Source organism: Palaeococcus pacificus DY20341 (assembly GCF_000725425.1).
GTDB lineage: Archaea > Methanobacteriota_B > Thermococci > Thermococcales > Thermococcaceae > Palaeococcus > Palaeococcus pacificus.
The window spans coordinates 485,536-511,309 of sequence record NZ_CP006019.1; the positions used below are offsets into that span (position 1 = coordinate 485,536).

The 25,774-nt window shown below is 42.8% G+C and carries 29 protein-coding genes, 1 tRNA gene and 1 riboswitch; of the genes, 14 read left to right on the plus strand and 16 right to left on the minus strand.

Annotated features, from left to right (window positions below; all coding sequences use genetic code 11):
• The 4 genes from PAP_RS02775 to PAP_RS02790 are packed head-to-tail and all read right to left on the minus strand — an operon-like array spanning position 1 to position 4,483.
• Positions 1-2,202 carry an NEW3 domain-containing protein gene (locus tag PAP_RS02775; RefSeq protein ID WP_048164588.1) on the minus strand — a complete coding sequence of 734 codons (2,202 nt, stop codon included), beginning with the start codon at positions 2,200-2,202 and terminating at the stop codon, positions 1-3.
• 10 nt (positions 2,203-2,212) lie between these two features.
• Complete coding sequence (locus PAP_RS02780) at positions 2,213-3,130, minus strand: ABC transporter ATP-binding protein (protein WP_048164589.1); 918 nt, start codon at positions 3,128-3,130, stop codon at positions 2,213-2,215.
• 4 nt (positions 3,131-3,134) lie between these two features.
• Positions 3,135-4,094, minus strand: coding sequence for an ABC transporter permease (locus PAP_RS02785; RefSeq protein WP_048164590.1), 960 nt, complete (start codon positions 4,092-4,094; stop codon positions 3,135-3,137).
• A gap of 59 nt (positions 4,095-4,153) precedes the next feature.
• Positions 4,154-4,483, minus strand: a complete 330-nt coding sequence (locus PAP_RS02790; RefSeq protein ID WP_048164591.1) for a YbjQ family protein — start codon at positions 4,481-4,483, stop codon at positions 4,154-4,156.
• A gap of 86 nt (positions 4,484-4,569) precedes the next feature.
• Between PAP_RS02790 and moaC the strand changes: the two genes are divergently transcribed.
• Together moaC and PAP_RS02800 are read left to right on the plus strand one after the other, a co-directional pair.
• A complete protein-coding gene (gene moaC, locus PAP_RS02795; protein ID WP_048164592.1) occupies positions 4,570-5,034 on the plus strand; it encodes a cyclic pyranopterin monophosphate synthase MoaC in 465 nt (154 codons plus the stop codon).
• Positions 5,031-6,731, plus strand: coding sequence for a DNA mismatch repair protein (locus PAP_RS02800; protein ID WP_048164593.1), 1,701 nt, complete (start codon positions 5,031-5,033; stop codon positions 6,729-6,731). Before moaC ends, PAP_RS02800 begins: the two co-directional genes overlap by 4 nt.
• Positions 6,732-6,746: 15 nt before the next feature.
• Here PAP_RS02800 and PAP_RS02805 read toward each other — a convergent pair whose 3' ends face one another.
• Together PAP_RS02805 and PAP_RS02810 are read right to left on the minus strand one after the other, a co-directional pair.
• Positions 6,747-7,304, minus strand: a complete 558-nt coding sequence (locus PAP_RS02805) for a hypothetical protein (RefSeq protein WP_048164594.1) — start codon at positions 7,302-7,304, stop codon at positions 6,747-6,749.
• Between the two features lie 13 nt (positions 7,305-7,317).
• The gene (locus PAP_RS02810) at positions 7,318-7,983 is read right to left on the minus strand and encodes a Kae1-associated kinase Bud32 (protein WP_048164595.1); all 666 of its coding nucleotides are present in this window, start codon (positions 7,981-7,983) and stop codon (positions 7,318-7,320) included.
• Positions 7,984-8,203: 220 nt separating this feature from the next.
• Here PAP_RS02810 and thsB point away from each other — a divergent pair, with 220 nt between their 5' ends.
• The 3 genes from thsB to PAP_RS02825 all read left to right on the plus strand — a co-directional run bounded on the left by thsB (position 8,204) and on the right by PAP_RS02825 (position 11,420).
• Positions 8,204-9,856 carry a thermosome subunit beta gene (gene thsB / locus PAP_RS02815; RefSeq protein ID WP_048164596.1) on the plus strand — a complete coding sequence of 551 codons (1,653 nt, stop codon included), beginning with the start codon at positions 8,204-8,206 and terminating at the stop codon, positions 9,854-9,856.
• 136 nt (positions 9,857-9,992) lie between these two features.
• The gene (locus tag PAP_RS02820; protein WP_048164597.1) at positions 9,993-10,997 is read left to right on the plus strand and encodes a phosphorylating glyceraldehyde-3-phosphate dehydrogenase; all 1,005 of its coding nucleotides are present in this window, start codon (positions 9,993-9,995) and stop codon (positions 10,995-10,997) included.
• Between the two features lie 66 nt (positions 10,998-11,063).
• Positions 11,064-11,420 (plus strand): hypothetical protein, encoded by a 357-nt coding sequence (locus PAP_RS02825; protein WP_048164598.1) that lies wholly within the window; start codon positions 11,064-11,066, stop codon positions 11,418-11,420.
• On the opposite strand, the gene PAP_RS02830 is transcribed toward PAP_RS02825, so the two are convergent.
• From PAP_RS02830 to glyS, 3 genes are read right to left on the minus strand one after another with little or no spacing between them, the layout of a single operon-like run.
• Positions 11,417-11,695, minus strand: a complete 279-nt coding sequence (locus PAP_RS02830) for a DUF167 family protein (protein ID WP_048164599.1) — start codon at positions 11,693-11,695, stop codon at positions 11,417-11,419. The genes PAP_RS02825 and PAP_RS02830 overlap by 4 nt on opposite strands.
• The gene (locus PAP_RS02835) at positions 11,688-12,218 is read right to left on the minus strand and encodes a DUF402 domain-containing protein (RefSeq protein WP_048164600.1); all 531 of its coding nucleotides are present in this window, start codon (positions 12,216-12,218) and stop codon (positions 11,688-11,690) included. Before PAP_RS02835 ends, PAP_RS02830 begins: the two co-directional genes overlap by 8 nt.
• A 28-nt stretch (positions 12,219-12,246) precedes the next feature.
• On the minus strand, positions 12,247-13,917 hold the full coding sequence (glyS, locus tag PAP_RS02840; protein ID WP_048165910.1) for a glycine--tRNA ligase: 1,671 nt from the start codon (positions 13,915-13,917) through the stop codon (positions 12,247-12,249).
• 137 nt (positions 13,918-14,054) lie between these two features.
• On the opposite strand from glyS, the gene PAP_RS02845 reads away from it, so the two are divergent.
• The 3 genes from PAP_RS02845 (at position 14,055) to trm5b (ending at position 16,022) form a co-directional block, all read left to right on the plus strand.
• Positions 14,055-14,132 (plus strand) — tRNA-Glu (locus PAP_RS02845).
• Between the two features lie 240 nt (positions 14,133-14,372).
• A complete protein-coding gene (locus PAP_RS02850; protein WP_048164601.1) occupies positions 14,373-15,011 on the plus strand; it encodes a hypothetical protein in 639 nt (212 codons plus the stop codon).
• A gap of 18 nt (positions 15,012-15,029) precedes the next feature.
• Positions 15,030-16,022 (plus strand): tRNA (guanine(37)-N1)-methyltransferase Trm5b, encoded by a 993-nt coding sequence (gene trm5b, locus PAP_RS02855; protein ID WP_048165911.1) that lies wholly within the window; start codon positions 15,030-15,032, stop codon positions 16,020-16,022.
• Here the strand turns inward: trm5b and PAP_RS02860 are convergent.
• The gene (locus PAP_RS02860; RefSeq protein WP_048164602.1) at positions 16,019-16,486 is read right to left on the minus strand and encodes a DUF192 domain-containing protein; all 468 of its coding nucleotides are present in this window, start codon (positions 16,484-16,486) and stop codon (positions 16,019-16,021) included. The two genes, trm5b and PAP_RS02860, sit on opposite strands and share 4 nt — an antisense overlap.
• A 64-nt stretch (positions 16,487-16,550) precedes the next feature.
• A riboswitch (Fluoride riboswitch) is annotated at positions 16,551-16,626 on the plus strand.
• A gap of 44 nt (positions 16,627-16,670) precedes the next feature.
• Here PAP_RS02860 and PAP_RS02865 point away from each other — a divergent pair.
• The 5 genes from PAP_RS02865 to PAP_RS02885 all read left to right on the plus strand — a co-directional run bounded on the left by PAP_RS02865 (position 16,671) and on the right by PAP_RS02885 (position 20,426).
• On the plus strand, positions 16,671-17,540 hold the full coding sequence (locus tag PAP_RS02865; RefSeq protein ID WP_048164603.1) for a prenyltransferase/squalene oxidase repeat-containing protein: 870 nt from the start codon (positions 16,671-16,673) through the stop codon (positions 17,538-17,540).
• A 44-nt stretch (positions 17,541-17,584) separates the two neighbouring features.
• The gene (gene crcB / locus PAP_RS02870; RefSeq protein ID WP_048165912.1) at positions 17,585-17,956 is read left to right on the plus strand and encodes a fluoride efflux transporter CrcB; all 372 of its coding nucleotides are present in this window, start codon (positions 17,585-17,587) and stop codon (positions 17,954-17,956) included.
• A gap of 4 nt (positions 17,957-17,960) precedes the next feature.
• A complete protein-coding gene (locus PAP_RS02875) occupies positions 17,961-18,341 on the plus strand; it encodes a DUF190 domain-containing protein (RefSeq protein ID WP_048164604.1) in 381 nt (126 codons plus the stop codon).
• 127 nt (positions 18,342-18,468) lie between these two features.
• On the plus strand, positions 18,469-19,683 hold the full coding sequence (coaBC, locus tag PAP_RS02880) for a bifunctional phosphopantothenoylcysteine decarboxylase/phosphopantothenate--cysteine ligase CoaBC (protein ID WP_048164605.1): 1,215 nt from the start codon (positions 18,469-18,471) through the stop codon (positions 19,681-19,683).
• A 68-nt stretch (positions 19,684-19,751) separates the two neighbouring features.
• Positions 19,752-20,426, plus strand: a complete 675-nt coding sequence (locus PAP_RS02885) for an aspartate/glutamate racemase family protein (protein WP_048164606.1) — start codon at positions 19,752-19,754, stop codon at positions 20,424-20,426.
• Here PAP_RS02885 and uppS read toward each other — a convergent pair.
• The 5 genes from uppS to PAP_RS02910 all read right to left on the minus strand — a co-directional run bounded on the left by uppS (position 20,423) and on the right by PAP_RS02910 (position 23,882).
• Positions 20,423-21,220 carry a polyprenyl diphosphate synthase gene (uppS, locus tag PAP_RS02890; RefSeq protein WP_048164607.1) on the minus strand — a complete coding sequence of 266 codons (798 nt, stop codon included), beginning with the start codon at positions 21,218-21,220 and terminating at the stop codon, positions 20,423-20,425. The two genes, PAP_RS02885 and uppS, sit on opposite strands and share 4 nt — an antisense overlap.
• Before the next feature lie 6 nt (positions 21,221-21,226).
• Complete coding sequence (locus PAP_RS02895) at positions 21,227-21,751, minus strand: gamma carbonic anhydrase family protein (protein ID WP_048164608.1); 525 nt, start codon at positions 21,749-21,751, stop codon at positions 21,227-21,229.
• Between the two features lie 84 nt (positions 21,752-21,835).
• The gene (pepQ, locus tag PAP_RS02900) at positions 21,836-22,882 is read right to left on the minus strand and encodes a Xaa-Pro dipeptidase PepQ (protein WP_048164609.1); all 1,047 of its coding nucleotides are present in this window, start codon (positions 22,880-22,882) and stop codon (positions 21,836-21,838) included.
• Positions 22,883-23,003: 121 nt separating this feature from the next.
• Positions 23,004-23,393: a 30S ribosomal protein S8e gene (locus PAP_RS02905; protein WP_048164610.1), complete on the minus strand. Its 390-nt coding sequence runs from the start codon at positions 23,391-23,393 to the stop codon at positions 23,004-23,006.
• A 141-nt stretch (positions 23,394-23,534) separates the two neighbouring features.
• Positions 23,535-23,882 (minus strand): hypothetical protein, encoded by a 348-nt coding sequence (locus PAP_RS02910; RefSeq protein WP_048164611.1) that lies wholly within the window; start codon positions 23,880-23,882, stop codon positions 23,535-23,537.
• 133 nt (positions 23,883-24,015) lie between these two features.
• Here PAP_RS02910 and taw2 point away from each other — a divergent pair, with 133 nt between their 5' ends.
• Complete coding sequence (taw2, locus tag PAP_RS02915) at positions 24,016-24,861, plus strand: tRNA(Phe) (4-demethylwyosine(37)-C(7)) aminocarboxypropyltransferase Taw2 (protein ID WP_048165913.1); 846 nt, start codon at positions 24,016-24,018, stop codon at positions 24,859-24,861.
• Positions 24,862-24,894: 33 nt separating this feature from the next.
• On the opposite strand, the gene PAP_RS02920 is transcribed toward taw2, so the two are convergent.
• The gene (locus PAP_RS02920; RefSeq protein ID WP_330217308.1) at positions 24,895-25,767 is read right to left on the minus strand and encodes a hypothetical protein; all 873 of its coding nucleotides are present in this window, start codon (positions 25,765-25,767) and stop codon (positions 24,895-24,897) included.
• Positions 25,768-25,774 lie beyond the last annotated feature (7 nt).

Below are 25,774 nucleotides of genomic sequence, written 5' to 3' on the forward strand. Positions count from 1 at the left end.
CTACCTCCGTCCTATGCGTCTCATCATTAAGATTAGTCCTCCAAATGCCGCGATTAAGATTAATATTCCAATGTAAGTAGAGCTTGAGCTTTGGCGAACCCTCACTCTCAAGCTGTCTTCCCATTCTGCTTGATCAGATTTCACCCTTATTGTTACCCTATACTCTCCAGCTGGGGTAGTCTCAGGGACTTTTATCCTAAGAAGCACTTCATTGCTCCCTCCACCAACGAGGCCTTTTCTATTCGATTCAAGCTTTGCTATTTTTGATGGCACTACTTCGACTTCCCACCCCTCTGGAGCCTCAGCTTCGATGTTTATGTTTGTTATTGGGGCGCTTCCATAGTTATTCAAGAGCATTGTTGTGCTGCTTTCGTCACCTGCTTTTATTGAAAGCTGATAGCTCGTCAAGCTTACGGAGAGCTCATAGCTACCTACTAGCTCTATTTCGAGTCTCCTCTCATACTTGATGCCCGAAGAGCTGGTTATGATTAGCGTGGCATTGTATGTGCCCGGTTCAGCGTTGTAGGAGGGGATTATTTTAAGGTACACTGTCCTGGATTCCTCACTATCAAGCTTAATGCTCTGTACCTGGATGTTGCTTTGGGTGTCCTTTAAGAACATATATGCCCAATCGGAGGGTAGGCCTTTTAACTCGAGGCTGTATGTATCCTCGAGCTTTCCTAAATTTACCAGTGTGACTGCATAAGGTATCTGATATTCAAATTGAACTGTCAGATGGTCGCTTTCAATCTCAGCAGTAAAATAGTAGCTTACTCTAGTAAGCCTAATGATTAACGACTTTTCTTCACCATCTGAAAGGCTGATTTCTTCTTTATGGCTTATAAAACCCTCTTTTTTAACTTCCACCATGTAGTCTCCAGGGTTTAGCTCAACTTCCAAAGTCCCTTGGGCGTCCGTTAGGTATTTTTCGTTTCCTATAAGAACTTCCGCACTTGCTATGGGCTTTGATTCATCATCTAAAACGCTAATTTTGAGAGTTGCCTTTTCTCCTTTGTGTGTTTTGTATATGTAGACACTAACGCTGTGCTCAACACCATTAACCAAAAACTTTATCTCATGCTCACCTAACTCCGCGTTCCTGGGAGGTTCTACAATTAAGTTCACCTGTTCGCTTTTGTCAAGCAGGAAGGATTTTATTCTCTGGTTGTTCAGAGTAAAATAAGCGTTCCAATCGCTTGGTTTTTCCGTTATCTCAAGCTCTACGATCTTCTCGTCGCCATAATTGATAAACTGTATTGGAAAGCTCACAGCTTGGCCTGCTTCTGTTTCTAGAGCTAGAATGGGTGTCTTGACTTCCAGTCCTTCTTTTCCAGCCACATCGAGCTTAACTTCTCCGACCTCATCTCCAACAGCAAACCTTATGATATTCAATCCCTCAGCGTCTTCAGGGATTTCAATGAGGAGGATTAGATTTGTTGAAGTTTTGGCTTTCAGACTAATCTCGCTAATTTCATAATTGCTTCCTGCTTCCAAAAGTTTGGCGCTCCATCCTAGAGGCTTTGAAATTATTCTCAAGCCGAGCGTTATGTCCTCCACACCATTGTTGATTACGGTAATGGGAATTTGCACCTTGTCTCCTGCTTCAACCTTGAGGGATCCAAAAGGATAGTAAATCTCGTAGTCCCTCATCTCCTCGCGCTTTACTTGGACATCTGCAGAGTAAACTTTTAGGATTCCCTCATTGTACTCAAAGGCAAGCCTATCATAAACTCTCGAAGAGTTGTTTCCTATACTAATCTCATTTCCGTTGATTGATAGAGAAACGCTTTCATTACTTGACGCGATTACCTCGATTGAATAGTCATTAACGCTGAAGGAGACGCCTTCTTTAGGTGTTATCTCTTTAACAAGGCTTGGCTTGTACTGGAGAACTATAAAAATCTCTTGAGTTTCGTCGTTGAAGCTGCCGGGGATTATTCTAACATTCTCGACCTCAATAGGATTAAAGCCTAATTTTGCCACTTCTTTAATTTGCTCACCTTTGTAGATTATTGCATAGGTTTCTGGCACTTGCGAATTGTTTGTGTATCCCTGAGTTATCTTAATTTGGTAGCCTCCTACAATCAAAGTCTCCCCAATCTTGACTTTTCCTTCAAAAACCTCTACCCAAGGCTGAGAAGTGCTAAAAGGTATTGTTGAAGCAAGTAAAAGCACAATGAGCGCAAAAACTGCTTTTTTCATCCCTACCACCTCACTCCTTCTTATATATCGTTTTGAGAAATACATCTTCTAAGCTCGGCTCCTCTATCTCGAGGCTTATGAGTGTAACACCTTTCTGGGTAAGATAATCCGAAATCTGCTCTCTAATATCATTTTTTGCAAATATTATCGCTTTGTTATTCCCTATCCTCTCAACTCTTATGATTCCTTCTAAATCAAGCTCCGGCAGGGGGTGTTTAGCCTCTATCTTTATCTCATACCCTTCAAGCTCCATAAACTGCTTTTTTATATCATCGAGAGGCCCCAGTGCCATAAGCTTTCCATCCACGAGGATTCCAACTTTGTCGCTTAGTTCTTCAACTTCACTCAGTATGTGGGATGAGAAGAAGACAGTCTTTCCTTTTTTGCGCTCCTCTTTGACTATGCTTTTAACCAAGAATGCTCCCTCGGGGTCGAGGCCACTCGTAGGCTCATCCAAAATCAAAACCTCAGGGTCATTGATGAGTGCTTGAGCCAAAAGCAAACGCTGCTTCATTCCCTTTGAGAATGTCTTGGCTTTCCTGTAGCGAACATCCCAGAGGCCGACCATTTTGAGGAGCTCTTCTATTCTTTTCTCCTTTTCAGTTTTGCTCACATTGTAAAAGTTTGCGAAGAATTCGAGGTTTTTCCAAGCTGTTAGCTCTTCGTAAACGGTGGCGTTCTCTGGGAGGTAGCCTATTCTCTCTTTTACCTTAACGGGCTCTCTAAAGACGTCGTTTCCCAAAATCTTGATGCTTCCACTGTCGGGAATTATTAAGCCGAGCATGCTTAAGATTGTGGTTGTCTTTCCAGCGCCGTTGGGCCCTAAAAAGCCAAACGTAATGCCTTTCTCGACCTTCAGCGTTAGATTATCGACAGCTTTAAGATCACCATATTTTTTAGTCAAGTTTTCAATTTCAATGTCGTACATAAAATCACCTCAGATCCATCCTCATGAACTTTGCATAGCTTATAGCAAAAGGCAGGAGGAGCATAACGATTAAAATTACAATATTCTGCCACACTAAGTTTAGGCTTTCTAAAATTGAACGCTCTTCAAAGATGCTACCCCCGAACAGTGCTGCTCCACTTACTTCGGCGTAATCCGTTTTTGTGCCAAATATTGCTCCTACAATTACTCCATAATGAGTTGAGGGGATGATATAGAGCATTCCATAGAGAGACTTGTAATATCCCTCTGGGAGCGGTTGGGCGGTGTAGGTCTCGTTGTTTGCGTAGCTCATACTCGCGCTTATAATCTCCTCTTTGTGCATTAAGAAAGCCACGATTCCAGCAACCATCGGGTAGATGATTTGGATGAAAATTATCAGGATTATAACGGCTATAAGTGCTGTGGAGGGCTTTTTTATTATGGTGGAGATTACCATGCCTATCCCAAGGAAAACCAGCGCGTAGATTAAAGAGAATGGTAGAGTTACGAGGAGCATTACGATGTCTCTCCCTTGGATTGGTATTCCAAAGATTAAGGAGAGAGCTAAAGTCATGGTATAGAACATTAGAAGTCCAATTGTTATCGTTGCCGCAGAGCCCAAAAACTTGCCGTTTATAAACTGGTCGCGGTAGAGAGGTCTACTCAGTGTAAGCTTTATCGTGCCCTCTTTAACCTCTCTATTAATCATATCGTACCCTAAAGCGCCTCCCAAAAAGGGAAGCAAATTGGAGAGTGCGTTGGAGAATGAGGATGTGAACATAATTTGAAATGGAGACGCTCCTTCGTAGAGCTTTTCAAATCCTAACGACTGGGATAAGAGCCATTTTATTAGATAAACTCCTCCAACCGCCATGAGAGCGAATACACCTAAAATTATGTAAAATCTCTTAGTTTTCAGCTGAGTATAAACTTCTTTTTGAGCAATATTCAGAATAGGGTTCACACCACCACCCCACTTAGACTAAATAATTGCCTATAACTCTCAAAAAATAAAGAAGAATCTCACTCTTTCTCAATAATCACTGCAGTTCCGTAGGCAAATATCTCTGCAACGCCTGAAGCTATTCCTGAGGTCATAAAGCGAACTCCTACTATTGCATTAGCGCCCATCTCTTTCGCATGTTGTATCATTCTTTGTATAGCAACTTCCCTTGACTCGGCGAGCATCTCGGTGTACTCTTTAACTTCCCCGCCTGCGAGGTTTCTCAAGCCCGCCAGAATATCCTTTCCAATGTGCTTTGCCCTTGCGGTTCCTCCTCTTGCAATACCGAGCACTTTAACAACTTTATACCCTGGTACGTGCTCGGTTGTAGTGACGATAAATTCTTCCATATTTACCACCCCATACCTCGGACTTCGATGTATTTTGGACTTCAAAGCTTAAATACTTTTCCGTGCAATAATTGGGAGGTGGTTCCATGAAGCTCACCCATGTGGATGAGAAGGGTGTTAAGATGGTGGAAGTTGGACACAAGGAAGTAGTTTTTAGAAAAGCCGTGGCGAAGGGAAAGATAAAGCTCAAACCGGAGACGATTATACTCATTCAGGAGGGGAAGACCAAGAAGGGAAACGTTATTGCGAGTGCGCAAATAGCTGGAATCCTGGCTGTAAAGAGAACTTGGGAGATTATCCCATTGTGTCATCCGCTTCCCCTTACTGGTGTGGATATAAGCTTTGAGTTCGGCGAGGACTACATTGAAGCAACTTGTGAGGTTAGAGCCTATTACAAAACAGGCGTCGAGATGGAAGCCCTAACAGGCGTAAGCGTTGCGTTATTGACGATTTGGGATATGGTGAAGGCTGTTGAGAAGGATGAGAAAGGACAATATCCCGCTACGATGATTTACGATGTGAGGGTCGTGGAGAAGGTGAAGGAGAAGTGAAGCTCAACAGTGAAGCCAAAAAGATTTACAATCAAATCGCCGGCGAGATTAAGAAAAGAATTATCTTAAAAGAGAGCTTGGCCTATTTAGAGCGCTTTTCTCCCACAAACGATAAGAGGGAGATACTAAAGCGCCAAGCCTACTTCAAAGAGAATCTTAAACTAGTTAAGCCCGAAATGAGGAATCTTCTGCTGAAAATCAAACCAATACGTTTTAGGAAAAACTTTCTTTACGACAGGCTTTTGGTTGTTGATGAAAGCGAACTTGAAAAAGCTCAAGCGTTGGGGGTTTGTGAAGTCTCTACAGAGCCTTTAGAAGGGTACGATTTAATTTTAAGCACGATAGGGTATGGGATTGATGTTGATCTGAGCGTTGGGGATATTGCCCCCGAGCTCTACATAATGCCTCTCTGGGAGAACAGAGAAACTCTTGAAGCCCTTGCAAGAATTGGAGAGCTTACTGGGGAAGGAAGTGTCGCGGGAGAAATCCTTGAGGGTCTTAAAGAGCTTGATGAAGTAATGAAGCGGAAAGGGCTAATAGGGGACTTAGATGAGCTTATAGCCTCTGAAGAGAAGAGGCTCAACGAGAAGATAGCAGAAAAGCTTGAAAAGTTCAGCTTAACTTTGAGTGGAAAGGAGCTTTTAGAGTTCTTGAATGAGCTTAAAAGTGGCAACTACGAAGCAATATTCGCCCACTTTTCAGAGGTTGAAGGGGATATATTGAGCGAGATAAATGAGAGCGAAAAAAAGCTGAGTGAGACGCTTGGGTTTACAGTAGAGCTCTTTTCGAGAGAGAATCTTTACCCCGTTGAAGTATCAGCGGAGCAAATCGAGCTTTTGAGGCATGAGCTTGAGAAGGAACTCAAAGTAGAGCTCTACTTGAAGAGCCGCGAGATTTTGGAGAAAGTTAAACCTCTCCTACCGAAGCTTAAGGAAGAGCTTAAGAGAGCTTATGAGTTGGAATTCCTCAGGGCAGTGAAAGAATTTACTGAAGGATTTACTTTTCCAGAGATTGTTGAAGGAGGCATAGCCTTTATCAATGGGAGGCACCTCTTCATTGAGCGCCCTCAACCTGTAAGCTACGTCGTTGGCAATGTTAAAGTGACTTTTGATGGAACCAATGGAGAGAAGGTTCTTATCCTAACCGGTGCAAACAGCGGTGGTAAAACCTCATTGCTTGAACTTATTTCTCAAATAATTATCTTGGCTCACATGGGCTTCCCTGTAAATGCTGAGAATGCTTATGTTGAGCCTCTCGATGAGCTTTTCTTCTTTAGGCGTAAGAAAAGTGTTTATGGTGCTGGAGCGTTTGAAACAGCCCTTAGAGGGTTTGCACGCTCTCTTGTTCGCGAGGGAAAAAAGCTGATCCTTATTGACGAGTTCGAGGCAATAACCGAACCCGGTGCAGCTGTCAAGATAATTGGCGAGCTATTGAAAATTGCCCATGAAAAAGGCTTTTATGTTGTCATTGTGTCCCACTTAGGTGAGGATTTGATGAAGATTCTCCCCTTTGCAAGAGTGGACGGCATCGAGGCAAAGGGACTCGATGAACATCTAAACCTAATAGTCGATAGACAGCCAAAGTTTGGCGTTTTGGGCAAGAGCACTCCAGAGCTGATAGTCCAAAGGCTCTATCATAAAAAGAGAGGCAAGGAAAAGGAAATTTTTGAGAGAGTTTTGGGAGCTTTTAGAAGCTGAAATCCCACCGCTCTTTTAAAGCCATTTTCTGTGTTTTGATATGTAGTAAAGAGCTAAAAATGAAGCCAGTGTTGAGAGGTATGGGCTCACCATATAGAGCGGAGTAAAAAGTGCAAATATTGGGACAGCGGCCAACAATAGCTTTAAGCTTTCGAAGAGATACGTCCTTCCAAGCTTTATGAGAGCGTAGAGCCCTATTAGACTTATTATGAGTTCAAGTGGATAAAACATCACCTCACTGTTCGCAAGATAAAAAGTCCAGGGATGGGGGTTGAGCCCTATAATTCTATCACTCCATAGGGGTATTCCACGAGCATAGAAATCGCAGAGTAAATGGAGTGCGTTTCCTAAAAGCCCGTATGAACCAAACGGGAGAACATAAGCAAAGGACACAATAGAGTGATTGAAGAATGCTCTAGTGAGATAGCTCCAAGAGGGATGGACAATGATCGCCTGGACATAGCTCAAATCTGGCGCTAAGCTCCCCACTATTAGTTTTGCACTCCTTTTTCTGTCAAGGTTTAAAAAATAGGCAAATATAAAACCTAAGAGAATGTGTGTTGTTCCAAACATCCAACCGCCTTCTTTACTTTATCCACTTCCTCTCCCTCACATATCTCCCTCTGCTCTCGATCTCCGCTATCTTCTCTTTTACTTTCTCCATTTTCTCCCCGCCTCTAACCTCTGCATAGCCCTGAAGGACAGCTTCAAATCCCTTATCGAACCATTTATAGTGGGTGCTCTCCATAGCACGCTTTAAAAGGTGCAAATCAACGCCTTGGGCCTCTAACGTTGGGTCAAAGTCTGCAAGACCAAAGTCGATTAGGTAAACTTTTCCATCCTTGAAAATCATATTTGACGTCGTCAAATCACCGTGAACCACTCCGCTTTCGTGAAGTTTTCCAAGCTGTCTTCCAACTTCTTTGCACAGCTCCAAGCGTTCTTTCATTGGCACTCTCTCGAGGAGCTCCTTTAAGCGTTCTCCCTCGATGAACTCCATTACGATTTTCATATCCTTAAGATCGACCTCATAGATACGGGGAACATTTACACCAAATTCTTTTGCCTTGTATAAAATTCTCGCTTCTCTAACGGTTCTCTCCTTTCTGAGCTTTTGGTCAATTTCCTTAATGCGGTAGCGCTTTGATATGCGGTGCTTTACAATGACTTTTTCATCGTTGAGTGGAAAATAAAGCTCTTCAAAGCTCGCCAGGTAAATCTTAGCCTCTGCTCCCTGCTTTATGAGTTCCATATTCTCACCCTCAACTTTTTAATCTCTGACACTCATTATCTATTTATCTTTAAAAACTCTCTTCTTCCAGCCGTTCACTGAGTTAGCATTTTTCGTTTTAATCCATCTCTATCTTGGTATTTTTTCAAATAATTTTGTAAATATTTGTCTTTTTGAACAAAAAGCTTTTATATAGCACTAACGTATGGATTTTGAAAATAAAATTTAGGAGGAATGCCAAATGGCTCAATTAGTTGGACAAGGCGGACAACCCGTTATTATTCTTCCAGAGGGGACCCAAAGATATGTTGGTAGGGACGCCCAAAGGTTGAACATTCTTGCTGCAAGAATAATTGCTGAAACAGTTAGAACCACTCTCGGACCAAAAGGAATGGACAAAATGCTCGTAGACAGCCTCGGAGACATCGTTGTCACAAACGACGGTGCCACAATTCTCGACAAGATTGATCTCCAGCACCCAGCTGCTAAGATGATGGTTGAAGTTGCCAAGACCCAAGATGAGGAGGCTGGAGATGGAACTACCACTGCTGTTGTTATTGCTGGTGAGCTCTTAAGAAAGGCTGAGGAGTTGCTTGACCAAAACATTCACCCAAGCATTATCGTTAAGGGTTACACAATGGCCGCTGAGAAAGCCCAAGAGGTTCTTGAAGAGATTGCTATCAAAGTGGACCCAGAGAACGAAGAGACACTCACGAAGATAGCTATGACCTCAATCACTGGAAAGAGCGCCGAGAGCCACAAGGAGAAGATGGCCAAGTTGGCCGTTGATGCCGTTAAGCAAGTCGCTGAGAAGGTTGGCGACAAGTTTGAAGTCGACATCGATAACATAAAGATTGAGAAGAAGGAAGGAGAGAGCGTTGAGGCAAGCACACTCATTAGGGGTGTTGTCATTGATAAGGAGAGGGTTCACCCAAGGATGCCAAAGCGCGTAGAGAATGCTAAGATTGCCCTCATCAACGATGCTCTTGAAGTTAAGAAGACTGAGACGGATGCTAAGATAAACATCACCGCCCCAGAGCAGCTCTACTCATTCCTTGAGCAAGAGGAGAGAATGCTCAAAGAGATGGTCGAGCAAATAGCTGCCACAGGCGCTAACGTTCTCTTCGTTCAAAAGGGTATTGATGACTTGGCTCAACACTACCTTGCCAAGGCCGGCATCTTAGCCGTTAGAAGAGTTAAAAAGAGCGACATGGAGAAACTCGCCAAAGCCACAGGCGCCAAAGTTGTTACAAACGTTAAAGACCTCACGAGCGAAGACCTTGGCTTTGCTGAGCTTGTTGAAGAGAGGAAGATATCTGGCGAAAGCATGATATTTGTCGAGGGCTGCAATAACCCCAAGGCTGTAACAATCCTCATTAGAGGTGGAACAGAGCACGTTATCGACGAGGTCGAGAGAGCTTTAGAAGATGCAATAAAAGTTGTTAAAGACGTTATGGAAGACGGCTTCATCCTTCCAGCTGGTGGTGCTGGAGAAATCGAATTGGCTATCAAGCTCGACGAGTTCGCTAAGGAGGTCGGCGGTAAGGAAGCTTTGGCCATCGAAGCCTTTGCCGACGCTTTGAAGATAATCCCCAAGACCCTCGCTGAGAACGCAGGTCTTGACACCATCGACATACTCGTTAAGGTCGTCAGTGAACACAAGACCAAGGGTAGGGCCATTGGTATTGACGTGTTCAAGGGTGAGCCGGTTGACATGCTTGAGCAGGGCATCATAGAACCATTGAGGGTTAAGAAGCAAGCTATCAAGAGTGCCAGCGAGGCTGCAATAATGATACTCAGAATTGACGACGTTATAGCAGCTAAGATCTCAAAGCCGGAGGGTGGCTCTGGCGGAATGCCCGGCGGAATGGGCGGCATGGACATGGGAATGTGACAAACTTTGCTTTCCTTTAACTTCTTTTTGTTAAAAACTGTTGAAAATGTGAACTTTTCTACATATTTTTGCTTAACACCAGTAGTGAAAACAAAGCTTTAATAATTTCATAAGCGTAAAATACTTTGGTGGTGACATGAAGATTAAGGTGGGAATTAACGGTTACGGTACTATTGGAAAGAGAGTAGCCTATGCCGTCACAAAGCAGGACGATATGGAGCTCATCGGTGTTACAAAGACAAAACCGGATTTTGAAGCGTATAGGGCAAAAGAGCTTGGTATTTCTGTTTATGCGGCAAGTGAGGAGTTCATTCCAAGATTCGAAAAAGCAGGATTTGAGGTTGAAGGGACTCTCGAAGACCTTCTCGAAAAAGTCGATGTAATTGTTGACGCTACCCCCGGAGGAATGGGTGCTAAAAACAAAGCTCTCTATGAGAAGCATGGCGTTAAAGCTATCTTCCAAGGTGGAGAAAAAGCTGAGGTCGCCGAGGCCTCATTCGTCGCTCAAGCAAACTATGAAAACGCTTTGGGTAAGAACTACGTTAGAGTTGTCTCATGCAACACTACGGGCCTTACAAGGACGCTAAATGCCATAAAAGATTACATTGACTATGTTTATGCCGTAATGATTAGAAGGGCAGCGGATCCAAATGATATTAAGCGCGGTCCAGTTAACGCAATAAAGCCGAGTGTTAAAGTGCCTTCTCACCACGGTCCAGATGTGCAGACGGTGATTCCAATAAACATTGAGACAACAGCTTTTGTTGTTCCCACAACTCTAATGCACGTTCACAGCGTGATGGTGGAGCTCAAGAAGCCTATAGAAGCCAGAGATGTTGTGGATATCTTTGAAGGTACCACTCGTGTGCTTCTCTTCGAAGAGGGTAGGGGCTTCTCAAGCACCGCCCAGCTGATTGAGTTCGCCCGCGACATGCACAGGGAGTGGAACAACCTCTATGAGATAGCGGTTTGGAAGGAGAGCATTAATGTTAAAGGAAACCGCCTGTTCTACATCCAAGCTGTCCACCAAGAGAGCGATGTTGTCCCGGAAAACATCGACGCAATTAGGGCCATGTTCGAGTTAGCGGACAAATGGGAGAGCATAAAGAAGACGAACAAGAGCTTGGGCATTTTGAAGTGAAAAGCATTTCTCTTTTCTCCACCCTAAATTTTAAATGTCTTTAAATCGATTCTTTTTTGTGATAGCGTGGAGAAGGAGGAGTATCTAATCATCCTTGGAGTTCTTCTCATAGTGGGCTTTTTTCTCTTCCCAAGCGAAAACCTTAGTGGAATGTTCTGCGACGGTGATAGGGGAACGCTGGGTGATTATTACATCAGCGTTCAAAATGGGTTTTTAATGGTTTCTAGCAATAGTCAAGAGCTTTTTGTAGCGAGGGGAAGGAACGTTATCTTAAAGAAGATTGAATTGGACTACTCTTTCTCAAATGGCTGCTACACTTTAAATGTCAGAAGAAAACCAGAAGAAGCGTTATATCTCTTCATTCTTGGAGTCGTGCTCATAGGGATGGCTTTTTACTATCTTGCTTTCCTGAAATACCGCTAAATCTTGAGTTTTTCTTTGACTTCCTCTTTACTAGCCCCCTTAATGAGCAGGTCCTTCTCCCTTGAGGTTTCCCCCCGGATTATAACCACCTCTCGCCCAAAAAGCTTTGAGAAGAACTTTACCACTTCCTTGTTTGCTTTGCCTTCAACCGGCGGGGCTTTGATTTTGACCTTTAAACGCTTCCGCCACTCATCTATCCCATCAATCTCGTTCTTCTTTGCCTTTGGTGAAACGTAGAGCATCAAAATTACTCCATCTTTGGTTTCCTTAATCATGTGTATCTTCCTCCGCTTCATAATGCTCAGAAAGTGAGTACTCCCACACAATCTTAGGCGGGAATTCTCCTTTCTCAATTTTTTCCATTATTTCCCTTGCTATGTTATAAGCGAAGTCAACAGTCTCCTTATCAACTATGCCGTAGTTAAGTGCCATCTCGAGCTCTTCCTCGTCTAATAGGAAGTGCTCTCCATTGGGGAATATGAAGATGTCTAAAAACAGGTCGAGCATCTCCAGCGTATTTTCATATCGCTTTGTATATGCTAACACATCAACATATAGGCCTTTAAAATTCCCTTCTCTATCGTAGACCTTCAAAACATCGTAGTTCTTTCCAACGAAGGCAAAGTAGAGCATTTTGTAGTTGTTGTCGATAACCTTAACTCCATTTACCTTAAGTGGAGTGAGCATGCCTTTAAACTCAGACTTGGCTATTATCACATCCCCCAAATCCACTATAAGCTCGTCGTCCCTCTCCAATACACGGTTGGGAACTCTTTTATATATGAGGTGAACTTTCATCTGCGACCCCCTAGAAAATAAAAAGAAATCAGCCGAAGATGAGCTCTCTAAGTTTCTCTGGAAGCTCATCAATCTTAACCCTTATCTGCTCCCTCGTGTCTCTATCCCTAACTGTGACCGTTTTATCCTCTGGAGTTTGGTTGTCTATGGTTACGCAGTAGGGCGTTCCAATCTCGTCGTACCTTGCATATCTCCTTCCAACGGTGTCTTTCTCGTCGTAAACCACTATAAAGCCTGCCTTTTGCAGGGTTCTAAAGACATCATAAGCTATGCTCTTGAGCGGTTCTTTGGCCACCAATGGCAAAACAGCAACCTCTATGGGGGCCATGTCCTTCTTGAGCTTGAGGTAAGCTCTTCCATCTTCATCAATCGTTAGGGAGTTTTCAAGCAACAAATAGAAGGGCCTATCTATACCGAAGCTCGGCTCTAGGACGTGCGGAACTATCTTTTCTCCTGTAACTTTCTCCTCTACTTCTTTGACTATGAAATCATTCTTCTCAAGCTCGTAGCCGTCTATAATAACCTTACCGGTCTCTTCAAGGCTCGTAACTATCTTTCTAAGCTCTTCTTCACTCATCTCCTTCAGCTTTTGGGCGATTTTCTTGGCATCTCCTTTGAGCTTCGGCCCAACGCGTCCCATATTGAGCGAGACTTTGAGCTTCTTAACGATCTTAGGCTCTTTGTAATGTATCATTACAGTCAAGTCTTCGCCGCTTTTCTTTATATGCTTGCTCAGGTCATAATCCCCTCTATAGGCAATACCCACACACTCAATCCAGCCGAAGCGCTCGCTGTAAATCTCGACATCCCATGTGTCGCTTGAATAGTGAGCTCTCTCCTCTGGCAGTTGCTGTCTAAAGCGTATTGCTTTCTCTGGAATGCCTATGTCAAGCAGGACGCGTTTAACCATAGCCATGTAGTAGGCGAAGAATGTGTTCATTATGTGGCCTTTTTTAACAGCTTCTTCAAGAGTTATCTCAATCATTCCCAAGTCTTTGAGCTGGTGCTCTATTGGGTATAATCTCAAAACCTCATCCTTAACTTCATCGAAGTGTGGATGCTCAGTTTCCTTTGGATTAAAGAATATCTCCGCCTCTGCCTGTGTGAACTCTCTAAGCCTTATCATACCCTGTCTTGGCGAAATTTCGTTTCTATAGGCCTTCCCGATTTGGAAGACACCAAATGGAAGCTGGTTCCTCGCGAAGTGGTTTAATCTCTTAAAGTTTATGAAAAGTCCTTGAGCAGTCTCGGGCCTTAAATAGCCTTTTTTATCTTTATATGGACCAATATATGTCTCAAACATTAGGTTGAAGTACCAAACCTCACCGAGCTCTCCTTCACACTCGGGGCACCTTATACCGTGCTCTCTAATGAGCTCTGTTAAATGCTCTGCACTCATTCCTTCGGTATCCACACCCAAAGCTTCCTCCACTAAGTGATCGGCCCTAAATCTTGAGCCGCACTTCTTACATTCTACCAATGGGTCAACGAACTTCTCAACGTGACCGGATGCTATGAAAACTGCCTCTGGAGTGATTGTGGGGGTTTCGAGCTCAAAGAAACCCTCTCTTTGGAAGGCTTTCCTTATCTTGTGTTCAATCTTACGCTTTATCGTGGCTCCAAGAGGGCCGTAATCGTAAAAACCTGCTGCACCACCATAAATTTCATAACTCCCCCATGCAAAACCTCTCCGCCTCATTAAATCCTGCAAAACTTCATATTTGTCTATCTTCTTCACTTCTCTCACCTTTTAGGGCATAAAACCAAAACCTAAAAAACTTTTGCGGTCTAGTGACCGAAAAGTTTTTAAATCATTCTCAAGCTTAAGCATATTGAGCCCCGGTGGTGTAGCCCGGTCAAACATGCGGGCCTTTCGAGCCCGCGCCCCGGGTTCAAATCCCGGCCGGGGCACCAAAATATTCTGGGATTAATATTACACGGCGTCTTTGTTTATACGTTTGGAGTTCTAATTAGTTCTCTGCTTTTAGTAAGTATGTGGAAACAAAATAGTGTATTATTGTACATATTACTACCACAATGCTTATTAGGAACAAGTTCTTAAATTATAACACAAACGTTTAAGTTAGTCAATTCGACAGTACATTTAAATGTGAAATCTAAGGCAAATATACTTCAATGTGGGGGAACATAAAAATGGAGAGGATGTTGGAATTTGAATTCCAACTTCCCCTGTCTTTATCTCGGGAGGTCATACATAGGATTAGTGGGTTGTGCTTAGGAATTAGAGAAACTTTTTCTGATTCCAAAGCAGAAGTTTCAGTACTTCGCGGAAAATCATATTATGAGAATCTTCCTTTTATACTAGTAAAGCTTGCGAGAATGATAAAACTGCCCACAGAAGTAGTTTTAATTGAGGGGTTTGGGAATAAAATTGAAATAAGCAATGCTTTTCTGAAAGTTGCTCGAATTTGCGGAAAAGAAGTCCCGATAGTTTTAATGGAATTATATAAGAACAATTTCCCTCTTCCATCAAAAGTCTCAATTTATACTGATAAAAAAGTAATCTCATCTAGGGAGGACATTAAACTTCTCATTAATGAAGCACTTCCAATGATAGGAGAGTTTGATAGTGTTCTCGTGGAAGAAGTATCGTTTAATGACAATTTAGAGATTACAGCAAATGTCAGCGTGAAGAGACTCTCAAAATACCTTCCTTTAGACAGTAGAACTGTTAAGATAGTGGCTTCTATTCAGGAGGGAGAACTCTTTGAGATAAAGATCCAAAATATAAAAACACTAAAGTCTGGGAAAACGTTTATATCCCTCCATTGAGCACTACCTCCGATGCCCATGTTGGGAATTAAGGTTCCACTTAGAGAGGGAGAAAAAGTTAGAAGGAAGCTTTTGGAGTTAGGAGTATTGGCTACGGACTATAAAATTAAAAAAGATGGGAAATTCTTAATTTTTCCGGTTAAATCGCCTGTTAAAGGCTTTGAAGTTGTAGAAAGTGAGTTTGAGCCAGTTAAAAAGAGGCCCTCAAGCTATCGAGAAGTTGTTGAGGTTCCTAATGAGCTTAGAACTCTATTACCGAGCTCTTTTGATATAATAGGAGATATAGCGATTATTGAGCTTCCTGTTGAGCTCGTTTCTTATGGTGGAAATATAGGAGAAGCTATTCTTGAAGTCCACAAAGGGATAAAAGCGGTTTTTATGAAGGGAAGCAAAGTTTCCGGAACTTTTAGGGTTAGAGAGCTGCTCCATTTAGCGGGAGAGGAGAGAACTGAGACTATCCATAGAGAAAACCACATAAAGCTCAAGCTGGATGTTGCGAGAGTTTACTACACTCCACGCTTGGCCACTGAGAGAATGCGGGTTTTTGAGAAAGCAAAGGAAGGCGAGATAATTTTTGACATGTTTGCGGGTGTTGGCCCTTATGCAGTTCTATTAGCAAAGAAAGCTGGGCTCGTCTTTGCCTGCGACATAAATCCGTGGGCCGTTAAATACCTCGAAGAGAACAAAAAGCTCAACAAGGTTGAGAATGTTATACCAATCTTGGGAGATGTGAGAAAAGTTGCTGGTCAGATTAAGGCCGATAGGGTGATAATGAATCTTCCAAAATTTGCCCATGAATTCTTGAGGGAGGCTATTTTAAGCACTAAAAGTGGGGGAGTAATTCACTACTACGGTTTTTCTCATGAAGAGAACCTCTTTGAAGTGCACGAGGAGAATATTAAACGGGTTGCTGAAAAGCTTGGGAGGAGTGTTGAGGTAATTGACGAGAGAGTGGTTAGACCGTATGCCCCTTATCAGTACAACGTAGCTATCGATTTTAGAGTATTTTAGCGTTCTTTTACTTTAGGCTTTGGCTCAGCTAAGCTTATTGAGCTGTTCATGTTTTTAACTCCAAGTTTGTTTATGGCTTCTATAGGTGCTGGAACGGCTTTTTTCTTTTCATCCTCAATAGTCCAGTCTATTTTATCACCTATTTCGATACTTAAGTATCCAGCTACGCCGTTTGGGGTTTCTATCACATATTTAGCGGCTTTTTTTGGCACGTAAATCCGCCATGGTTTAGCTCTTTTCACGTCCACAACTCTCTTATCCCCGTCCAAAAATATAACATCTATGCTTTGGAGCATAAAGAACATGTGGATAGATGAGTTAAGCCTAGTTTCGGCTGGAAGTATGAAAACCAGAGCGTAGTTTATCTTGGGCTTTAGCATTAGTCCTCTAAAGCGCTTGAAGAAGCTGTCCGCTAATTTAACCCTACCGTGCCATACTTTGTTTTTGGTTTTGTTGATGAGCATAGAAATTCATCTCTACCATTATTGATAAAAGTTATGCATAAATATTTTAAATGGAGCTATGCTACCTAAGCTGGGCGATGGCGTCCGCCTGGGCTTCGAGCCCAAACCGCCCGCAATGGGCTAATGACGCCTGTTCTCACCGCGTTGGTTTAAGATTAGGAAAAAAAGTTTGGGAGGCGGTAGAATGGGCTCGGAGCTTCATGAGTTGAAAAGATACATTAACGTGGATGCCCTTTTGAGATACGTTGAAGAGAGAAGGCATGAGGATGGGGGCTACTGCTTTGTGAGTCTCTTGGCAGAGACAAATATAAACGATACTTACCATGCAGTTAAAATCTATGATCTCCTTGGATTGGATGTTCCAAATAAAGATGAGACTGTTGAATTTTTGTATAACTCTATAAAGCCGCAGCAGGCCACAGTAGCTTTGGCTATGGCAGTTGAGGGATTGGCGATTCTAGGAGCAAAAGATCTCGCAAAGGAAAAGCTCGGTTTACTCTTTGAGAAGTACAATCCTATAGAGGGCAAATTTGCTGTAGGTTTGGGTGGAAGTGAGGAGTTTGGAGCTTCAACGCCTTTAGAGGCGACTTATTGGGTTTTGAAAGCTTTAAGTGCGCTTGATTATGAGCTTGATGATGAGGTAAAAAACTCTATTAAAGAGTTCATTAATGGCTTTAAAAAGAGGGAAGGATATGGAGTTAAGCAGCCCACCACAACGATGACGTATCATGCGTTGTCTTCCTTAAGTCGCTTGGGTTTTGAAGTCCAGAAAACGAACTTATTTAAAGAGTGTGAGGTTTACGGTGGCTTTACAGAGGTTCCGCTCTCACTACCACCTTATTTGGAACCCACCTTTTATGCAATCTTCGGACTGGAACTGATAGGGGATGCACCCACATACATAAGAGCTCACATCAACTTTATAAGAGCTCTCCAAAACTCCAACGGGGGATTTAGGCGATCCTTGGAAATGGGCATTTCGAACTTTCAAAATAGCTATAGGGCTCTGAAATCTCTAGTTAAGCTCTTGAAATCTGATTGGGAGGTTAAATGAACTGTTTGAGTAATAAAAGAGATAAATACTTAGGAGGAATGAGTATGAATGCTAGGATAGCATTAGCTGTGGCATTAGGAGGTGCACTTGGAGCTTTAACTCGTTATGGAATTTCGGGAATACTGCCTGTTTACAAAGACTTTCCTGTAGGTACTCTTATGGTGAACGCCTTAGCCAGCTTTATCTTGGGCTATATCTATGGCCTGCTGTTTTTTGGATATGAAATTCCATCCAACTGGAGGGTTTTCCTAGGAACTGGCTTCTGTGGAGGCTTGAGCACTTTCTCAACTTTCTCCTATGAGACATTTGAGCTTTTGAGGGATAGGGAATATCCTTTAGCATTTCTAAACATCTCAGCAAACGTTATAATCACGCTTAGCTTAGTATTTTTAGGGTTCCTATTAGCGAGGAGGTGAGCTTATGGTTGAAATTGAGCACTGGAATACGCTTAGGATGAAAGTTTATATTGGAGAAAACGACATTTACAAGGGAAAGCCTCTTTACAAGGCCATAGTCGAAAAGCTTAGAGAGATGGGCATGGCTGGGGCTACTGTTTATAGGGGCATACTCGGCTTTGGCAAGAAGAGTAAGCTGCACTCAGCAGAGGTTTTAAGGCTCTCAGCAGACTTACCTATAGTTATAGAGGTCGTCGATAAGGGATACAAGATAGAGAAGGCTGTTAATGAGATTAAGCCTATGATAAAGGACGGCATGATAACAGTCGAGCCTGTTATAGTGGTTTGGGTTGGTACGAGAGAGGAGGTAGAAAAGCTTGAGGAAGATGCTGTGAGGGAGAAGTAGTTAAAATAATTTGTTCCCCTAATGTAGTCTTCGATAAAAGCAACTCAATATTCTTGGGTATGTGCTTAAGTGCTGATTAAAGGAAGCTTTATTTAAGCTGATGCTCATTCTTTTATGGTGATTAAAAATGCTCCATCACGTTGAATTAATTCATGCTACAAAGAGTAAAAAGCTCTTGGGAAAGAAAATTGTTTTGGCAATTCCGGGGAGCATAGCGGCAGTAGAGTGCGTAAAGCTTGCGCGCGAATTAATAAGGCATGGCGCTGAGGTCCACGCTGTTATGAGCGAGAGCGCCCAAAAGATAGTGCACCCATACGCAATGGAGTTTGCAACGGGGAATAAAGTTGTCACAGAAATCACGGGCTTCATCGAGCACGTTGAGCTATGTGGTGAGCATGATAAGAAAGCGGACCTCGTTTTAGTTTGTCCAGCAACTGCTAACACAATCTCAAAGATAGCCTGTGGCATTGATGATACACCTGTAACAACGGTTGTAACAACGGCTTTTGCCCACACGCCAATAATGATAGCTCCAGCGATGCACGCAACAATGTACGAGCATCCCATAGTCAAAGAGAACATTGAAAAGCTTAAGAGAGTTGGAGTAGAGTTCATAGGGCCGCGCTTTGAGGAGGGAAAAGCTAAAGTTGCGAGCATTGATGAGATTATCTACTACGTCATTAAAAAGCTCCACAAGAAAGACCTAGAAGGCAAGCGGGTTTTAATTACTGCTGGAGCCACAAGAGAATACCTCGATCCCATACGCTTCATCACAAACAAGAGCAGCGGAAAAATGGGGGTCGCTTTGGCGGAAGAGGCGGAGCTCAGAGGTGCTGAGGTTACTTTAATAAAAACCAAGGGAAGTGTGCCGAGCTTTGTTGAGAACCAAATCGAAGTCGAGACGGTTGAAGAGATGCTCCAAGCAATTGAAAGTGAGCTTAAGAGCAAGGAATATGATATTGTGATTTTGGCAGCTGCTGTGAGCGACTTCACTCCAAAAGAAAAAGCCCAGAAGAAGATAAAGAGCGGAAAGGAACTAATTCTTGAACTTGTGCCAACGCCAAAGATAATTCAAAGGGTTAAGGAGATTGCTCCAGACGTGTTCTTGGTAGGATTTAAAGCAGAATATGGTGTTGGTGAAGAGGAGCTAATAGCTCAAGCAAGGAGACAGATAGAGAAGGCTAAAAGCGACGTTGTAATTGCCAACAGGGGAGAAGTGGCCTTTGGAAGTGAAGTGAACGAAGTCTACTGGATTACGGGAGAAAGCTATGAAAAGCTTCCACTGATGAGCAAGCGCGAGCTGGCAGAGAAGATTTGGGACAAGATAGTCGGGATTCTTTAGTTTTTTATGAATATTTCTTCACTAAAAAAGCTCATAAATATTAATGTCTTTTTTCTTTTGGTGATACGATGAAAAAGATAGGCATAATTGGGGGAATGAGTCCGGAATCAACACTCTACTATTACAAAAAATTTATTCATGTATCAAGGGAGAAGTTTGAGCCCCACTTTTATCCAGAGTTTGTGATATACAGCATAAACTTCAAGGAGTTTAAAGACAACCCCGAAGGCTGGGAAGGGAGGAAGAGGATTCTAATAAACGCGGCAAAGGCTCTGGAGAGAGCAGGCGCTGAGGTCATTGGAATCTCTGCAAATACGCCGCACATAGTGTTTCCCGAGGTTCAAAAGGCCATTAATGTGGAGATGGTAAGCATAATAGATGCTGTTGCAGAAGAAGCCAGGAGGAGAGGCCTCAAAAAGCTCCTTCTTCTTGGAACGAAAACGACTATGAGCATGCCCTTCTACAAAGAGGCGCTCAAAGAGAGGGGCTTTGGGGTTGTAACACCAAATGAAGCAGAGATTGAGGAGATAAACAGGATAATCTTTGAAGAGCTCATGTTTGAAAACTTTAAGGGCAAGTCTTATCTCGTGGAGCTTATAGAAATGTATGCGAAGGAGATGGGAATTGAAGGGGTAATCCTCGGCTGCACTGAGCTTCCTTTAGCAATAAAACAAGGTGATGTAAGCGTTGAAGTTTTGGACACCGCAGAGATTCATATTAGGGCTTTAATTGAGAGGGCTTAGCGTCCAAACCTTCTCTGCCTCTTTTGGTATTCTCTTATTATCCTTAAAAAGTCGATTTTCCTGAACTCTGGGAAGTACACATCGACAAAGAAAAGCTCGCTGTATGCTATTTGATACAAAAGGAAGTTGCTTATCCTTATCTCTCCTCCAGTCCTTATTACGATATCAGGATCGCTCATATTTGGGACGTAGAGATACTTTTTAAGGAGCTCTTCGTTAATATCTTCCTTCCTTATCTCTCCTTGCTCCAAGTTCTCAACTATTTTTCTGATTGCATCTACAATTTCACTCCTCCCGCCGTAGGCGAGAGCTATGTTTAGATAGTAGTTACTGTACTTTTTGGTCGCTCTTTCAGCATCTTCAGCCGCTTTTCTCACGTTTTCTGGTAAGAGCTCCTTTCTCCCGAGAACGTTCACCCTAATCCCATAGCGGTGCACCCTTTCGTCTTCTATTAACTCCCTGAACTTTTTCTCAAAGAGATTCATCAATGCATTTACTTCCTTTTCGCTTCGCTTAAAGTTCTCCGTTGAGAAAGCGTAAACAGTTAATGTTCTTATCTCAAGCTCTCTGCACCAGTCTAAAATCTCCTCAAGCTTTTGGGAGCCGAAAAGGTGACCATACCAGGGGGGCTTTTCCAATTTGCGTGCCCACCTTCTATTGCCGTCCATTATAATAGCTACATGCTTTGGAATTCTTCCATTAGACTTTACCCTCTCGAATAGATAGCCCTCATATAGGTCATAGAGGGGCTTAAATAAAATATGAGGAATGTAAGAGACAACTCTATAAATCATCGAACCTCACTCTATCTTCTTTCTCTTAGTTAAGTGGAGCTCTGCTAGTTCCAAATAAACCTCGGCGTTCTTCTTAGTCATTTCAATTTCGCCTTCGCTGAGCTGCCTAACGACTTTTCCTGGAACGCCTACAACAAGGCTGTAGTCGGGTATCTCCTTTCCTGGTGGGACTAAAGCGCCTGCGCCAACTATAACGTGCTTTCCAATCTTTGCACCGTCGAGAACTACAGCACCCATTCCTATGATTGTGTAGTCCCCAATCTTTGCTCCGTGGACAACGGCGTTGTGGCCTATTGTGACGTGCTCTCCAATTATGGTTGGCATTCCGGGAGAGGTGTGTATACTAACGTTATCTTGGATGTTTGAGCCCTTTCCAACATAAATCTGTTCTATGTCTCCCCTTAAAATTGCTGAAGGCCAAACGTTTACCTTTTCCTCCAAAACAACATCCCCGATGATTGAGGCCATCTCATCAACAAAAGCACTCTCATGAATTTTAGGCTTCTTACCATTCAGTTCATAAACTGGCATTAAAACCACCCCTGAATGTTTTCATTCACAAATATGAGGGAGCATTTATAAATCTGACCTTTAAAAAAGAGGGAAGATTAAGGATTAAATTAGTTCTCTTTCAGTTTTTGTTAGCCTTCTTGCGCCGTTCTTTGTGATAACGACCGTGTCCTCAATTCTAACGCCGCCAAGCTTTGGAATGTATATACCGGGCTCGATGGTTATAACCATACCCTCTTTTAGCTCTGTTTCGTCTGCTTGACTAACCCTAGGCCACTCGTGAATTGCCAAACCCACTCCGTGTCCTAAGCTATGGATGAAGTAATCTCCATAGCCATACTCTTTTATAATATCTCTTGCAACGCTATCGAGCTCTTTGGCCGTCATTCCGGGTTTTGCAGCTTCAACAGCAGCCTTTTGAGCCTCCAAGACTATCTCATAAATCTCTTTTTGTTTCTCGTTGGGTGAGCCGACTACGATAGTCCTTGTTATATCAGAGTGATAGTGCCCATACAATGCTCCTTCATCAATGACTACAAGCTCTCCTTTTTCAATCCTCTTATCGCTAGCTACTCCGTGAGGCAAGGCCGAACGCCAGCCGCTCGCTATTATCGTATCAAAAGCAGGCTTTTCGGCGCCATGTGTTTTCATTATATACTCCATCTTAGCCGCTATTTCTCTCTCTGTTTTTCCTTCGCTTATTTCCTCCAATGCGACCATCATTGCCATATCTGCTATTTTACAAGCAGCTTCAATGACTTCTATCTCTTGAGGAGTTTTTACTATTCTGGACTCTTTGATAAGCTCATCTATGATCTTTAAATCCTTAATCTCGGCTTTTTCCTTAAGCTGGTTGCTGAAAGATAAGCTCATGGAACCTTCAACGCCTAAAACTTTGAATCTCTTAAAGTGTTCGTAAAGTTCATCGAGCTTTTTAAACTTCTCAACAGGAACGGAGGATTCCTCTTTTGCCTGTTCGTGTTCAAGCTCTGGAACGAAAAAAGTGCTCTCATCTGGAGTTATGATTAAGTAACCCCCTAGAACGGGTGAACTTCCCGTAAAATAAAACAAATTTTCATTTCTTGTTATTAGTGCGGCATCAATTTCATTTTCAGAAAGGTAAGCTTGAACTTTTTCTATCCTGGACTTCATAATCTCCACCTCGCCAATGGTTTGCGTAAATAGAATAAAACTCTTTCTGTTAACTGAGAGTGACAGATACCACAAATTTAAAGCAAATTAAGAAAAAGAGTTGCAGGAAGTAAAAAGTGCTTCAAGCGTTTTCTTCCTTAATCAAAACAGCGTTAACAACGCCATCTTGTCCTGGTCTTGAAGTAACGATGGCCTTTCCAGCCTCAGTCTCAATTATGGCTCCCTTTGTTATTATGTTTCTTCTAATGTACTGCCTGTTGGCTGGGTTGTCAATAACACTCAATATCTTAACCTTTTTGCCCTTACCGCTTTCAAAGACGTTGGCATAAACGGCTTCAACGAGCCTGACTTTTCTGTTGCCACCGTAGGTTCTAATAATCTTCTTCTTTTCCTCATCAGAGACCCTTGTCATAGCTGGCTCTCTTCCGAGCTCCCTCTTCCTCTTCTTTCTAGCGATTATAATCTTTCCACCTGAAGGCTTCTTTAATGATCTTCCTTGCCAAATCGCCATAATCTCACCTCACCTGATGAGCTTAATCACAAGGCATATTCAAAAAGTTTGTTTATAAGCTTTGCCCCATTCGAAAGCCCTGTTTTTTAAGGGGTTATGATTTCCAAGAGGAGGTCAGCATTGGAGGGGAAAGAAAAGAAATCATCCCCCTCTTATTTTCATGGCACTCCTCTTTATGGAGTAGCTGAGGCCGTAGGAAGGCCACAATCCGGGGGGCAACGAATAGTGGTGTAAATTCCTCAAAATCTTCTCGGCCTCTCTCCTATTGGGAGCTACAACTTTAAGCTTGGTTCTACTCAAAACCACCTCTCCCTTTGGGAGTCTCAGAATTACCTTATCGCCACGTGTCTCTGGATTTGCCCTCATTAAAAGCCTTTTCAAGTCATTATATGCATCTTCCGTTATTTCCTGCTCCAAGATGCCGCTGTCCTTTTTAAACAATCGATTAAACCAAGAACTGCCACTAAAACTCGAGGATTCATCCTCCATAGTACTCTTCTACCTCCGAGTAAGTCTTCATAATTTAACTTGTCTTTCCCATTTTTAAGCCTTTCTCATCGCTTTTTGCCGAAATGACGAGGGAGTAAAAATGTTTAAAAGGGTTCTCCTAAACTCCTACGTGATGAGTAGGAGAAGCACCAGAGTAATAAAGCCCCGCATAAAAGAAATTTTAAGCGAAACACTGCCCAGTGGGTTAGTTGATAAACTGCCGAAGCGATGGGTTCAGATTGGTGATGTTTTAATTCTTCCTCTTAGGGAAGAACTTCTCCCATATAAATATGAGATAGCAAAAGTCTATGCTGAAGTCCTCGAGGTTAAGACCGTTCTTAGGAAAGGCTGGATTTTGGGGGAGTTTAGAGAGCCTCACTACGAGATAATTTATGGGCATGACCCAATAACAATTCATAAGGAGAACGGCATCCTCTACAAGCTCGATGCCTCAAGAATAATGTTCTCTCCCGCCAACGTCAAGGAAAGGGTGAGGATGGCGAGTATAGCAAAGCCAAACGAACTCGTGGTAGATATGTTCGCGGGCATAGGCCATCTCTCACTGCCAATAGCAAAGCACTGTAAGGCGAAGGTAATTGCAATAGAGAAGAGCCCTTACACCTTCCGCTTTTTGGTGGAGAACATAGAGCTCAATAGGGTCCAAGATAGAATGACTGCTTACAATATTGACAACCGCGAGTTCAAGGGCGAAAACATAGCGGACAGAATTTTGATGGGATATGTTATAAGCACACATGAGTTTATACCAAAAGCCTTGGAGATAGCGAAGGACGAGGCGGTAATCCACTACCACAACACGGTCCCCGAGCGCTTGATGCCTAAAGAACCATTCGCAACATTCCAAAAAACAGCGAGGGAGCACGGCTACGAGGTGGAGCTTTTAGAGGAGCACGTAATAAAGCGCTATGCCCCAGGAGTTTGGCACGTCGTTCTTGACTTGAGGGTGTTTAAGAAATGAAGTGATGTGTAATCGCGGTTATTATAATGGCTATTATACAATCGTAATCTCAACAATATCCCTCTCTCTAAACTCACCACCAATGAGCTTTATCCTCTCCTCGTTGCAGTAGATCCCAATTCCCTTCACTTTTTGATCATTTACAAAAATTTCAAAATCTGCATCGAAAATTCCAACGCCATTGGCAAGCTTTTCTTTGATGTAAATCTCTCTCCCAAAGAGCTCAACTTTATCAAAGCTCTCAAAAACTGCCCCGTAGTGATAATGAGGCAAACCCCCTTCGAGAGGGGCGTTTTGGAAGGTTAAAGGAGTTAAGCTTTTGCCTGCTCTTCTTAGGGGCTTTAACCAGTAGTAGTTCTCTTCCTTTTCCACAACTTCGAATCTATTTCCTTTAGCTATAGGCACGAGCTTTAAGAGCTTTGGCTTAACTAAAAGTCCTCCCCTTGCTCTATACCTATCGGTGCAGTTTCTGAGTTCAAAGTGCGCATGTCTATCGCTCCAAGGCCTGAAGAAGCCGGAAACCACCAACTTGCCAAATTCGTCGCCGAGATAGAGCTTTTCATTCACCTCAACGCTGGGCTTAACATGGAGCACCTTTAAGCAGAAGCCGTGAACATTGAGAATCACCAGGTAGTCCTCTCGAACAGGGACGTATTTTGGTGTTCTAATCTTTTTAATTTCCTCAACGATTCCCTCTTCAAAGGGGAACAGTGCTTTCTCTTCAAAATAAACATCTATTCCAGTCCCTAAGCGGTGTGGATGATAGGGGCTATTGAAGAAGCTGTACTTCACGTTTTTGGGTATTTGGAAGCTGAAACCGTTTATCTCTGCTATTTCCATATTCATGACCTCAGCGAGAAGTCGGTCATCACCCGTCAGCTCACTCTTGTTCCAATCATCGGTCAAGTTAAGC